This is a genomic window from Alkalilimnicola ehrlichii (assembly GCF_003399765.1).
Classification (GTDB): domain Bacteria; phylum Pseudomonadota; class Gammaproteobacteria; order Nitrococcales; family AK92; genus AK92.
Genome location: NZ_NFZV01000007.1, coordinates 87,497 through 100,020 on the forward strand (window position 1 = coordinate 87,497; position 12,524 = coordinate 100,020).

A 12,524-nucleotide genomic window follows, 5' to 3' on the forward strand; every position below is an offset into this window, starting at 1 on the left:
GTTAAGGCCTCTGCGGCTCAGAGACACGTTGTGGCTAGGCGCCGTCCGCCGTCAATGGCGTCGTCCTTGGCAAGGACGGCAACAACGCCACGGCGTGTCTCTGAGCCGCCCGAAGGGGCGTTTTGTCGGCGCCGGATACCGCGTTGCGGCTTTTGCCAAGGGCTACGGCCATTGACGGCAAGCCGCGCGTCTGTCGTCGGGCCAAGGATGGCCCGTCGGCAGACCCCGCTCGAAGCCGAGAAGCGCAGGGAACCCCGCGTTAGCGGGGCGAGACAACGGGCTGCCCTTCTTTTGGTTCCTTTTCTTGGGCAAGCAAGAAAAGGAACCCGCCGTGCGGGGGCGGAACCCCGCCTTCCAAACCAATCGCGCGAAGCGCACCAAACTTAACCACCAACACCAGAACCTAACCCCAACCAACACCCAAAAGCCTTCACCCCAAAGCACAAAAAAGGCGGGCCAAAGCCCGCCCCTCATTACAAGCCACAAAGCAAACGCCTACGCCACTTCGCTCGCCAGCTCCGGCTCCCGCTGCGACTTAGGCGCCAACACCTCTTTGTCGAAAGCATCGGTAATAATCGCCTCATAACGCAGCTTCTCGTAGCGGCGCACCAGGTCGGCCTCGCCGTCGCTGAGCGCTCCCGCCGCGACAGCAGCTTGCAGACGTTCCTCGAAATCGAACGAAGGCACATCAAGCTTCGTAACCGCCTTCTGGAACTTGTTGAATACAGGCTCCGCTTCCGGCAACAACCGCAGTGCGACTTCCATACGGCCAGTGATGTCGTTCTCGTCCTGCTCGGCCCAGAAACCATACTGGGTAACACGGTCGCGTACGCCGCCTAACTCCATCATCTGGTTGGCGACTTTAGCGCCGAGCTTGTCGGCCGGCTGCCGATACGGACGCCCTAATGGGAAAACAACCGTGCGCATGAGGCGGCCGATAACGCGGTTCGGGAAGTTGGCAAAGAACTCGTCGAACGCTTTGCTGATCTCATACAGCGAGTTCTCGACACTCCATTGCACGTAAGCCAGTTCGTTTTCCGGCTGCCCCGCATCGTAGTGGAATTTCAGTACGGCAGTTGCCAGATACAAATGGCTGAGCACATCGGCCAGGCGCGCCGACAGGCGTTCCTTACGCTTCAACTCGCCCCCAAGCACACCCATCGCGACGTCGGAAACGAAGGCCAACGCGCTGCTCATCCGCGTCAACTGACGATAATAACCGGCCGTCGGCCCGGATACCGGCGCCTTGGCGAAAAGCGCCCCCGTCAGACCGAAAGTAAACGCACGCGCGCCACGGTTGACCGAGTAGCCGATATGACCGAACAGCAGCTTATCGAAGTCTTCCAGACCTTCCTGCTCGTTGGGATTACGCGCCGCTTCCATTTCCGGAAAGACGAACGGATGGCAACGAATCGCACCTTGACCGAAGATCATCAAGTTACGGGTCAGGATGTTAGCCCCTTCCACGGTGATACCGACGGGAATGGCCTGATAAGCGTAACCCAGATAGTTCCGCGGGCCGTAAATGATGCCGCGGCCACCGTGAATGTCCATCGCATCGTTGAGTGCGACGCGCATCATCTCCGTCATGTGGTACTTGGCAATGGCCGAGACGACCGAAGGTTTGATGCCGTTGTCGCCAGCACTGGCCGTCAGCACGCGGGAGGCTTCTAGACGATACGCATAGCCCCCGATCCGCGCCATCGCTTCCTGCACGCCTTCAAACTTGCCGATCGGCAGCTTGAACTGGCGCCGGATGGCCGAGTATGCGCCGGTCATGCGGTACGTCATCTTGCCGGCTGCGGTACCAAGCGCCGGCAGCGAAATCGCACGGCCCACGGAGAGGCATTCCACCAACATCCGCCAGCCCTTGCCGACCATCTCTTTGCCGCCGATTACCCAATCCAACGGAATGAACACGTCCTTGCCCTGAATCGGCCCATTCATAAAGGCAAGGCCCATCGGATAGTGGCGCTTGCCGATGTCGATACCCGGGTGTTCGGCCGGCACCAAAGCGCAGGTAATACCAACGTCTTTTTGATCGCCCAGCAAACCCTCCGGATCGTAGAGCTTGAACGCAAGTCCGACGCAGGTCGCCACCGGAGCCAACGTGATGTAACGCTTACTAAAGTTGAGGCGGATACCGAGGACTTCTTTACCCTCATACTCGCCTTTGCAGACAACGCCGGTATCCGGCATCGCACCGGCATCGGAGCCGGCTTCAGGGCCGGTGAGCGCAAAGCACGGAATATGCTCGCCTTTTGCCAAGCCCGGCAACCAGTAATCCTTCTGCTCCTGGGTACCGTAGTGCATCAACAGCTCGCCGGGGCCGAGCGAGTTCGGCACCATCACGGTAACGGCGGCGGAAATGCTGCGGGTAGCAATTTTCGTAACAACCGTGGACTGCGCCAGGGAGGAGAACTGCCGACCGCCGTACTGCTTGGGAATGATCAGACTGAAAAAGCCTTCCTTCTTAATATATTCCCAGGTTTCCGGAGAAAGGTCGTGTTCTTCGCGGACGATTTTGTCTTCGTCGATCATCCGGCATAAGGTCTCGACCTGATTGTCGATGAACGCCCGCTCTTCGTTCGAAAGCTCGGTGACTTTAGTATTGAGCAGCTTATTCCAGTCCGGCGCCCCCTGGAACAGATCGCCCTCAATCCAGGTATCCCCGGCTTCCAGCGCTTCGCGCTCGGTCGACGTCATCGGCGGCAAGACTTTGCGGAAAGTGGCAAAGATAGGCTTCGTTATCAATACGCTACGCAAGGCGGTAACGTTCAACAAAACGGCAAAGGGAATAAAAATAACCGCTGCCACTAGCGTGCCTACGGCCCCCAAAACGCCGGTTGCGAGCAAGCCGCCGATATAGACGGCCACGGCGGCTGTCCAAACTTTCAAGGACGCACCGGCAAACGCCAGTGCCCAGGCACCGGCCACCAGTACTAAAATGGCTAAAAGCGCAGACATGCGTAGTCCCTCCAGTAAAATAACAAACGTCTATCGCCACGATCTCCCCGCTTACGGGGTTCCTTTATCGTTCGCCGGTTCACCAACCCGAAAGATCGGTGACGTCAGCCTGCATGTCGTAATTCAAGATCGGGCAGAGATTCCGGCAACGGAGCCTGTAGACCCGCTGCCAGAAAGGGAATAAGGCGTTGCACCAAGGCTTGCGCATTCCCGTGATCGGAAATACGACGCCCCGCCATCAAACGAATCATGTCCGGCCCGGCCATCGTATGAGCGACGGCACCGACCAAGAAGTGCAAGCGCCAAGAGAGTTCTTTTCTCGGCAAATGCGGCAACTCCGCCGCAAAAGCCTCTTTAAAACGAGCCACGCAAGGCTTGTTGAGCTGATGAATATGATCCCGTAAAAACTCGGCGTGGTCCGTGTAACCGCGACCGATCAAACGGACGAAACGATCGCCCACTTCCTCGTGGTCTTGGCTCAATTCCAAATGCGGCGCAATAAAGGCTTCCAACAAACGCTCAAGCGTCACGCCTTGCGCCAACACGTCGTCCAGGCGCCGTATGCGCTCTTCATTCAGAGGTAACAGGCGGCGGGCGAACACTGCCTTGATCAGCTCTTCCTTAGACCCGAAGTGGTAATTCACGGCCGCGAGGTTCACATTGGCCGACTGGGTAATGCTGCGCATAGACGTGTTCACGAATCCATGTTCGGAAAACAACGCTTCGGCCGCATCGAGGATGCGCTCTTTTGTATCCGCTTGTTGAGCCAATCGACTGTCTCCTCGGCAACGGATCGCTTTAATTCATACGTCCGTTTAAACCATACGTTCGAATCAAAACGTCGTCAAGTAGAACCACCATGTCGGTAGAGCAAAGCAAGGAAAACCGGGGTACAGTAGACAGAAACGTGGTAATTACTCCTCGGTGAGCCGCAGCCAAGAGCCCCGCTCTCGCCGGAGGCGGTAGACCATAACAGCGAACAAGAACGTCTTTAAGGAGCACACTGGAGTAGGGATATGGCTAGACACTACCTCAGCCGTTTTTCAACCCCGCATCAGTGGCCGTTGTCGGCGCTAGCGACCGCGACGACAGTCTGGGTAAACGGGTTTTTCGCAACATCGCGACCAGCGGCTTTCAAGGGCCCGTGTATGCCGTCAACCCTGGCCATCGACGAGTACAACAGCGCCCGAGCTACCCTTCCGTCACCGCCATCGAGGAGCCTGTCGATGTTGCCGTCGTCACCACGCGATCTCGCACCCTACCGAATGTCCTAGAGGAGTGCGGCGAGAAAGGTATCCGCGCGGTTTGTATACTATCGTCGGGATTCCGCCGCCCGCACGAGAACGCCCACGGGCGCTCGGAAGAGCTCATCGCCATAGCGCGGCGCCACGACATCCGTCTTATCGGCCCCGATTGCATGGGGCTGCTCCGGCCCGGAGGGAAGCTCAACCTCAGCGATTGCCGCAGCATGGCTCACTCGGGGCAAATGGCGCTTATTTCGCAATCCTCGGCGTTATGCAACGCCATTCTGGATTGGGCCGACCAACGGCAGATTGGCTTCTCTACGGTGCTCGGGCTAGGCGACGCGCTCGATGTCGACTTCGGCGATGTCTTGGACTTTCTCGCGACCGACGCCTCGACTCGCAGCATCCTGCTCTATGTCGAAGCGATCCATAATGCGCGGCGTTTCATGAGCGGCCTGCGCGCGGCGGCGCGCATAAAACCGGTGATCGTCATGAAAGCCGGCCGACACCGGGAAACCAGTCCGGCAACGCTATCGCACACCGGTGCCCTAGTGGGCGCCGACGATGTGTTCGAGGCGGCCTTGGCCAGAGCCGGCGCGGTGCGCGTTTTCACCGTAGAGCAATTATTCTCTGCCGCCCAAGTTCTCTCCTGCGGGCATCGCGTTCGCGGCAACCGCTTGGCCATTTTGACCAATGGCGCCGGCCCCGGCATCATCGCCACCGACCGAGCGCTGGAGCTTGGTATGACGGTTCCGCCGTTGGGAGAGCAAACGCGGAAGCACTTGGAAACGCTTATCCCCTCGCCAGTAAATAACCCAGTCGATCTGCGTGCCGACGCAGGCCCGGAGCGCTATGCCGAAGCCGCAGCCTGTTGCCTAGAAGATCGAGACATCAACGGGATTGTCGCTCTACTCTCGCCGCACGCCCGCACCCAACCGGCCGCCGTCGCCGAAAGTCTACTCAAGGCCGCCGAACATAGCCGCAAACCGGTATTAGCCTCCTGGTTAGGCGATACCCAGGTGCGTAAAGCGCGCGACCTGTTTCAAAACAGCCGAGTACCTCACTTCGACACGCCGGAAGCAGCCGTCGAAGCCTTCAGCCACTTGGCCCACTATCACCGCAACCAACAACTATTGCTGCAAGTGCCCGGCCCGATGTCGGTCCGTCAACCTTCTAATATTCAAGGCGCCCGCCTCATCATCGAAGCCGCCCTAGAAGAGGGCCGACATTCGCTATCAAGCATGGAATCGAAAGCCCTTTTGACCGCTTTCGGTATCCCTGTCGTCAGAACCGTAGAAGCGCACAGCGCCAGCGAAGCACTGGTTGTCGCCGAGTCTTTAGGCTATCCCGTCGCAATGAAGATCAGCTCCCCCGACATCGCCCACAAATCGCGAATCGGCGGAGTCAGATTGAACATCGGCAACGCGCAAGCGGTACGAGCGGCGTATACGGACCTCATCGTCGCCGCACAGAGCGCCCGCCCCGGCATGAACATTAACCGCGTGACCTTGGAGCGGATGCATAACAAACCTAGCGGGCGAGAGTTGATCGTCGGCGTCGCGCACGACCCTGTGTTCGGCCCGGTCATCAGCTTCGGCGCAGGCGGCACCTTGGTTGAGCTTATTCGCGACCGCTCGGTCGCGCTACCGCCATTAAACACCTTCATTGCCCGCGACCTCATTCTCCGCACCCGCATTTCGCAACACCTCAAGAGCGACGGCTCAGCACCCGCGGTGGACATGCGCGCCTTAGAAGACGTGCTGCTTCGCGTGTCGGACTTGGTCAGTAAGCTGCCGCACGTCCGCGAGCTGGATATCAACCCGCTGGTATTAGACGAGACCGGAGCCCTAGCTGTGGATGCGTTCTTCTCCATCGAAAAGCCACAGGACAACGAAGAACGCTACGGCCACATGGCCATCCACCCTTATCCGACCTCCCTGGTCGGCACCCTCGAATTAAAGGACGGCACTCAAATCACCGTCCGCCCCATTCGGCCGGAAGATGCCGAGGCCGAACAGGCTTTCGTCCACAACCTCTCTCAGGAGAGTAAATATTTCCGCTTCATGGAAACGCTGAATCAACTTACGCCGCAGATGCTCGTAAGGCTGACGCAAATCGATTACGACCGCGAGATGGCACTGGTAGCCCTACACGAAGAATTAGGTCGGGAAGAACAAATTGGCGTTGCTCGCTACACCCTCAACCCAGATGGCGAAAGCTGCGAGTTTGCCCTAGCCATCGCCGACGCTTGGCAACACCGGGGAGTCGGCCGAAAGTTGATGGAAAAACTCATGGAAACCGCTGCCGACCGAGGCATTCAACGGATCGAAGGCGACGTCCTCAGCCATAACCGAAAAATGCTAAAGCTTATGCAACGACTAAACTTCGACATCCGTACCAGCCAGGAAGACTACGGTGTTAAGCACGTTAGCAAGTCCTTACAAGAGTCAGAAACGTAAGGCTGCAATACAATCGATCAAAAACTCGCGCTTATCGGCATCCAGCTCTTGAAAGCGTACTCCGACTTGCAAATATTTCGGGGTACAACTATCCTCGCCAGCTTCTATGCGATAGATATAGCCTTTGATGGATACCGGGCTATCCGAGCCTCGCCGCGGCAGCTCCGCCACGACGGAAGACAACAAGCTAGGGCCGGCAAGACTTGCCTTATACTTTCCTAATAGCCCCTTGGTCGTAATGTTCGCCACCTGTACCCGTAGCGTTTCCTCTCGGTAACGGAGGTTCGCCACGTAGGCCCCGGCCTCTTCGTCAGGAATATCCTCATCGACATTCTGCTGTTGCTGGCGGGCTAGTACTTCGTGCACTTTATCGGTCAACTGAGCAGCGGTGAACGGCTTCACCAAATACCCGTTCACGCCAGCCTTGACCGCTTGGAGGACTTTTTCCTTCTCACCGCTACTGGTCACCATGATGAAAGGCGTGCGGCCAAGACGCTCGTCCGCCTGCGCCCGCATCCATTGCAACAAGGCGTGCCCGTCCATATTCGGCATATCCCAATCGCAAAGCACGAGATCGTAACGGGCTGCTAGCAACGCCGCTTGTGCCTGGGTGCCGTCCTCGGCTTCCTGAAGCTCGTAGTCGCGGGTCCGGGAGAAAGCTTTTTTTATAAATCCTCGTACGAGACGAGCGTCATCAACGATAAGGATCGATGCTTTCGGCATCTGTTTGCTCTTGTATTGTGGTTTATTACCAAATGCTAATTGCTAACTGCGCCGTTGTCACTACCGGATCTCACAACCTCTTGGCGCAGCCGCTAGCCGGAACCATTTCCCGCTGTATGAACGACTTACTAACACGCTGCGTAGAACAATACACTTGGATTCACACGACTATCGGCTTAATCGGCAACATCTGCTTCGTGGCGGGCAGCATTCTCTTTCTGCGGGAGATACAGAATCTGGGAACGGTGTTCTTTATCATTGGCAGCACGGGCATGCTGATCGGCAACATCGGCAATACCATCGCGATGAAGCTAGCTCGCGACTGGCGGAAGAAACAAGAAGCGCACGAGGCGCAGCCTGCCCCGGCCGGAAAATGGAAGACATAGAGAAACGCTAAGCGCGCAGATACGACCCTAAAGAGACTCCCGCGCTTCGGCCGCAATTTCAAACGAACGCAAGCGCTCCCGATGATCGAAGATCTGCGAAGTGACGATCAACTCATCGGCGCCGGTACGATCGATAAATGCCCGCAGCTGTGCCTGGACTTGCTCGGGGGTACCGATCGCCGAGCACGACAACACATCGTCGAGCATCGCCCGCGCCGGCGCCGGCAAGCTCTCCAAATATCCTTTAACAGGCGGTGGCAACGGACCGGAACGCCCGGTACGCAGATTAACGAATGCTTGTTGCATCGAGGTTGCTAGATAATGAGCTTGGCCTTCCTCGTCGGCACCAAACACATTAAAGCCAAGCATCACGTACGGTTTATCTAACTGCTCGGAGGGGCGAAACAAGGAACGATAAAGCTCGATTGCCTGCATCATCTGCGCCGGCGCAAAATGCGACGCAAAAGCGTAAGGCAAACCCATGGCAGCCGCTAATTGCGCCCCGAACAAGCTCGAGCCCAAGATCCAGATGGGAACATTCAAGCCCTCCCCTGGGACCGCTCGCACGGCCTGCCCAGGTTGCGCCGGACGAAAATACGCCATCAACTCGGCAACATCGTTCGGGAAATCGTCCGGGTCCGTTGCCAAATTGCGGCGTAACGCCCGCGAAGTGGTCGGGTCCGTACCAGGCGCCCTACCCACACCCAAATCGATCCGTCCCGGGTAAAGCGACTCCAAGGTACCAAACTGCTCGGCAATCACCAGCGGCGCGTGATTGGGCAGCATGATTCCACCGGCTCCCACGCGCAACGTCTTGGTTCCGTTAGCCACATGACCGATCAGCACGGCCGTCGCCGCACTCGCCACACCAAGCAAACTATGATGTTCGGCTAACCAAAATCGGCGATACCCCCAGGTTTCGGCGTGTTGCGCCAAATCCAGGGTTCGCCGAAACGATTGAGCTGCGGTGCCGCCTTCTACGATAGGGGCAAGATCAAGCACAGAGAATGGAATCATTCGCCATTTATAGCAGCGCGCGGGGAAAGATAGCAAGCTATCGACAAACCGCAGGGAAAGTACGGCGACTATCAGGATGCTGAAAAAGCGTTTTCAGCATCCTGCCTAGACAACTAACTGCCTTCAGCGACCGGCTGCTGCGAATGGCCGCCGTCCCGCGGCGGCAGCGGCGCCAGATAGCCAATCAACAACATCAAGCCGCCCACAGCCACAAAGGAAACAATACGCGCTAAAGTCCCGCTTCCCGCCAAGTCGATAAGGAAAAGCTTAACCACAACCAATCCTAATAAAGCGGCCCCGCAGAACCAAAGCACGCGCTCCGCCCGCCGCTGGGCATAGGTCATCAAACCCAGCGCCATCAAGGTCCAAAGAATCGACACACTGGTTTGGAAGACCATAGAACCGAACAATGCCCCCAGCGCGTACTCAACGTCCTGCCAGTGGTGCACGGCACGCGCCAGTACGGTGCTGAACACAACCAAAACCAAAGCACCGAAACCCAGTTGCAGCCACGCCTCCGGCAGCCGAATAGCGCGGCTAGGCCAACGACTTAGCCCGCGCAGCCAATAGGCCAGCAGCAGCAAGCTAAGCGCTTGCACTAGCTCTAACGGATTAAGCAAAGGCAGGTAGGGGAGCCCAACCGGCTGTACCGGCAAACTACAGGCAGCTAAATTCCACAGGGCAATAAAGCCGACGAACGGCAACAGACCGTCGCCGCGGTATACCTGCGGATAAACCTGCACCGGCCAATACAAGCGCTCCCCTTTCAGCAATAAGCCGGCGACCAGAAGACTAGGCACAGCCCCCCACGCTAACCACGCCGCCTCGCCTCCGCTCGGCCACCAGGAACTCGCCACCCAGGCCAAGCTCCAGGCACTTAGCACCGCAGCTAGCGTAAGCGTCAGCTGATGCCAAACCGGCAGCCCGGCATGGAGCGCACCCAGCTGCCCCAGGTAGAGCAAGCGGTACTGCACGGCAAAAGCCGCGCCCCACGCCAACACCCCCAACCGGCAAAAGGATGCACCACCGCCGGCAGCAACCACTGAACGAGCGCCATGAAGCCAAGCACAGGCAACAAGCCCAAGCTCGCTACGCCCAACTGCGGCCACGACAACCGCCGCGCCACGGCACTCATCAACCAGGCACTGCCGGCAAACAGCAACAAGCTAGCATTCAACCCCTGTTGCACACTGAGCAACCGGTGCAACTCAAACAGGCTTGCTCCAAACCACCAAATCAGCCCCCAGGCCAGCGCAACCGCGCAGGCGGCCGCCTCCCAATGGGCTTTCGGTCTGTTACGCAGCAAGGCACTGCTCAACAAACCGCCCAAGCTCACCATCAAGGCGCCGAGGAAAAAGGCATTGAACACCGCCCGGTCGGCAACGTGTTGCTCAATACTCAGCAAAAACGCCGTAGCAGCCGCTACTTGCAACAAGAGGCCGGCAATACGGCTAAGCACTTCCCGTTGCCGCAGGCCTAGCCACACCAGTGCCGCACCCTGGAGCGCCCACACCGCAGCCGTCGAACGTCCATCCAAAGCCAGCGGCACCGCAACGCTGGCAAAACCGATTGCCAAAGCAGTGAAACACTTAAACAGCAAACCAAGCTCGGTCGGCCAACGGCGCCATAAGACGGCGGCAAGCAGGAAATAAAACGCCGCAACAACCGCTGCGCTCGTACCGACACCGTGGGCGAACTGCGACACCAAAGCCGCTTGTAAAGCAAACGCCGCCAAAGGCACGCCGAACACCAAGCTGGCATCGACATAACCGCGCAACCGCAGGGGCTGGCGCAAGGCGTACAGTATGGCTACCGCGACATACAGCACGAAGAACAAGCCCAGGAAGAATTGAGTACTTAGATACACCTCCGGTCGGTAGGCAAAAATTCCCCAGGCAGCGCCCATGACGAAGGTAAACAGGAAACCGACCAAGTTCAGCTCTCGCCAGGCTTTGAACCAGGCAATGCCGAGTACGCCGAGGTTTAATAGTGCGTAATAGGTAAACAGCTGTAGGTGGCTGCCATCGCTACTCGCCGTTAAAACCGGCGCCAGAAAGCCGCCCACACTCCCCAAGGTTGCTAGAACCCGGCTGTCCTGCGCCACGGCTAAAACACCGGCGATCAGCACCAGCCCGAGCATAATCGCAAACCCGAGCACAAGCGGTAACATCTGGTACAGGTTGGCGGCAACAAAAACGTTTAAGAACAGAAGGCCGAAGGCCACGCCTTGTAAAAGCGTTCCGTAAGCCTCTTGCCGGCGCCGTAACAGTACGCCGCCGGCAAGCAAAGCAATGCCCAACATGGCAACGGCAGCAACTCGCACCTCAATCGGAAAATAGGCTCGATCGGCAGCGTACTTCATCAAGAAGCCGACACCGAAAAACAGCAGGATCGCACCCACTTTGGCAACGACATTGCCAGTGGTAAAAAAACGCAGAAGCCAAGCGGGCACGGCCGGCGACTCGCGCCGCTTCGTCGACACCGCAGCCGTAGCCGGCAAAACAGCGCCTGGCGCGGCCACCTCGACCACCGGCGGCGTAGCGGCGACTTCGCCATCGGCCTTAGCGGTAGCGCTTGCGGCTTCAGGGGCGGAAGACGGGGCCGATCGCGCATCGGCGGCTTCCAGTGGCTGGTTTTTTAGTTCGTTAAATTGCCGTTGCAGCCGCTGCTGCTCCCAGCGCAGCTGATCGAGGCGTTCGTGGGTGCGCCGAAGCTCCCATAACACCGCGCCGACAATACCGGCCAACAGGCCGTTACCGACTCCCCACCCTAAGCCGCCAACGAGCAGCGCCCCGACGAGAACCCCCACCAATAAGCTAATAATCAAGCAAAGCCCCTATTTTTGTTCTTGGCGTCCCGGGCCAGAGCCTACGAAGCGAGCTACTTCGCTAAACCGGTATACTGCGGCAAATCGTCGCCTATCTCGAACCAATCTGCCTTCGAACCCACAAACTGATGATAACGCGTACCAAACTGCGGCGAACCATCCAACGTACCCACTCGAAGGCGCTTCACTTCCGGGCGATCGTCCCGCGCACTATAGAGCGGACTGCCGCACTCACGGCAAAAACACGCGCCTTATTCGGCGCGCGCGATATTCCTTTAAATACTCCTGCCCCGTAACAAGCCGAAACTGCGCCGAGCGGATAGGCGCAACGGCAACAAACGCCGACCCTTGAGCCTTGCGACACTGGCTGCAATGGCACATGGACAACTCATCGAACGCCCCCTCGTACTCATAGCGAACTTTGCCACATAAACACCCGCCCTGATACATACCTACCCCCTTCCGGATTGGGTTATTAAAAATCCGTCACTTTTCCGCGGCCCGCCTTCAAACGGCTCCGCTTGGTCTTGCTCTCCAAGCGCTTACGCTTGGCGGCGAGGCTCGGCTTGGTCGACTTACGCGGCTTCGGTGTCGCCGCAACGCTACGTAGCAGCGCTTGCAATCGAGCGTAGGCATCCTCCCGATTCTGTTCCTGCGTTCGGTAACGTTGCGCTTTAATCACCACCACCCCGTCGGCCGTTATTCGGTGGTCGCGCAAACTCAATAGGCGATCTTTATAGACCTGCGGCAACGACGATCCCGGAATATCGAAACGCAAATGCGCCGCGGTAGACGTCTTGTTGACATTTTGCCCGCCAGCGCCTTGAGCACGAACAAACTGAATGTCGATCTCCGACTCGGGAATAGAGACTTGACGGGATATTTGTAACATAAGCTTTAA

10 protein-coding genes and 1 pseudogene are annotated in these 12,524 nt (G+C 58.1%); 2 read left to right on the forward strand and 9 right to left on the reverse strand.

The genetic code is table 11. From position 1 onward, the window contains the following. Positions 1-495 precede the first annotated feature (495 nt). Together CAI21_RS08720 and CAI21_RS08725 are read right to left on the reverse strand one after the other, a co-directional pair. Positions 496-2,967, reverse strand: coding sequence for an acyl-CoA dehydrogenase (locus tag CAI21_RS08720; protein WP_116301936.1), 2,472 nt, complete (start codon positions 2,965-2,967; stop codon positions 496-498). Between the two features lie 104 nt (positions 2,968-3,071). Further along, entirely contained in the window at positions 3,072-3,737 is a 666-nt protein-coding gene (locus tag CAI21_RS08725) for a TetR/AcrR family transcriptional regulator (RefSeq protein ID WP_181919333.1), read from the reverse strand. Between the two features lie 287 nt (positions 3,738-4,024). On the opposite strand from CAI21_RS08725, the gene CAI21_RS08730 reads away from it, so the two are divergent. Continuing rightward, positions 4,025-6,670 carry a bifunctional acetate--CoA ligase family protein/GNAT family N-acetyltransferase gene (locus CAI21_RS08730; protein WP_116301938.1) on the forward strand — a complete coding sequence of 882 codons (2,646 nt, stop codon included), beginning with the start codon at positions 4,025-4,027 and terminating at the stop codon, positions 6,668-6,670. Here the strand turns inward: CAI21_RS08730 and CAI21_RS08735 are convergent. Then, positions 6,659-7,393 carry a response regulator gene (locus tag CAI21_RS08735; protein WP_116301939.1) on the reverse strand — a complete coding sequence of 245 codons (735 nt, stop codon included), beginning with the start codon at positions 7,391-7,393 and terminating at the stop codon, positions 6,659-6,661. The two genes, CAI21_RS08730 and CAI21_RS08735, sit on opposite strands and share 12 nt — an antisense overlap. A gap of 116 nt (positions 7,394-7,509) precedes the next feature. Here CAI21_RS08735 and CAI21_RS08740 point away from each other — a divergent pair, with 116 nt between their 5' ends. Beyond that, positions 7,510-7,779, forward strand: coding sequence for a YrhK family protein (locus CAI21_RS08740; protein WP_116302035.1), 270 nt, complete (start codon positions 7,510-7,512; stop codon positions 7,777-7,779). 27 nt (positions 7,780-7,806) lie between these two features. Here the strand turns inward: CAI21_RS08740 and CAI21_RS08745 are convergent, their stop codons facing one another. From CAI21_RS08745 to arfB, 6 genes and pseudogenes are all read right to left on the reverse strand, one after another. Next, on the reverse strand, positions 7,807-8,796 hold the full coding sequence (locus CAI21_RS08745; RefSeq protein WP_116301940.1) for an LLM class flavin-dependent oxidoreductase: 990 nt from the start codon (positions 8,794-8,796) through the stop codon (positions 7,807-7,809). 113 nt (positions 8,797-8,909) lie between these two features. Next, the gene (locus tag CAI21_RS08750) at positions 8,910-9,770 is read right to left on the reverse strand and encodes a DUF2339 domain-containing protein (protein ID WP_220347825.1); all 861 of its coding nucleotides are present in this window, start codon (positions 9,768-9,770) and stop codon (positions 8,910-8,912) included. Then, positions 9,698-11,623 (reverse strand): DUF2339 domain-containing protein, encoded by a 1,926-nt coding sequence (locus CAI21_RS23725; protein WP_220347806.1) that lies wholly within the window; start codon positions 11,621-11,623, stop codon positions 9,698-9,700. Before CAI21_RS23725 ends, CAI21_RS08750 begins: the two co-directional genes overlap by 73 nt. A 53-nt stretch (positions 11,624-11,676) precedes the next feature. Next, a pseudogene (locus CAI21_RS25880) lies at positions 11,677-11,856 on the reverse strand (GFA family protein); the annotation flags it as partial. Further along, positions 11,855-12,073, reverse strand: coding sequence for a GFA family protein (locus CAI21_RS25885; protein WP_220347807.1), 219 nt, complete (start codon positions 12,071-12,073; stop codon positions 11,855-11,857). The gene CAI21_RS25885 and the pseudogene CAI21_RS25880, both read right to left, overlap by 2 nt. 25 nt (positions 12,074-12,098) lie before the next feature. Next, positions 12,099-12,515, reverse strand: coding sequence for an alternative ribosome rescue aminoacyl-tRNA hydrolase ArfB (arfB, locus tag CAI21_RS08760; protein WP_116302036.1), 417 nt, complete (start codon positions 12,513-12,515; stop codon positions 12,099-12,101). Between the last annotated feature and the right edge of the window lie 9 nt (positions 12,516-12,524).

Bases quoted from the DNA above. Each gene is read 5' to 3' on its own strand.
- CAI21_RS08720 (WP_116301936.1), bottom strand. From the start codon at position 2,967: ATGTCTGCGCTTTTAGCCATTTTAGTACTGGTGGCCGGTGCCTGGGCA.
- CAI21_RS08735 (WP_116301939.1), bottom strand. From the start codon at position 7,393: ATGCCGAAAGCATCGATCCTTATCGTTGATGACGCTCGTCTCGTACGA.
- CAI21_RS08740 (WP_116302035.1), top strand. From the start codon at position 7,510: ATGAACGACTTACTAACACGCTGCGTAGAACAATACACTTGGATTCAC.
- CAI21_RS08745 (WP_116301940.1), bottom strand. From the start codon at position 8,796: ATGATTCCATTCTCTGTGCTTGATCTTGCCCCTATCGTAGAAGGCGGC.
- CAI21_RS25885 (WP_220347807.1), bottom strand. From the start codon at position 12,073: ATGTATCAGGGCGGGTGTTTATGTGGCAAAGTTCGCTATGAGTACGAG.
- arfB (WP_116302036.1), bottom strand. From the start codon at position 12,515: ATGTTACAAATATCCCGTCAAGTCTCTATTCCCGAGTCGGAGATCGAC.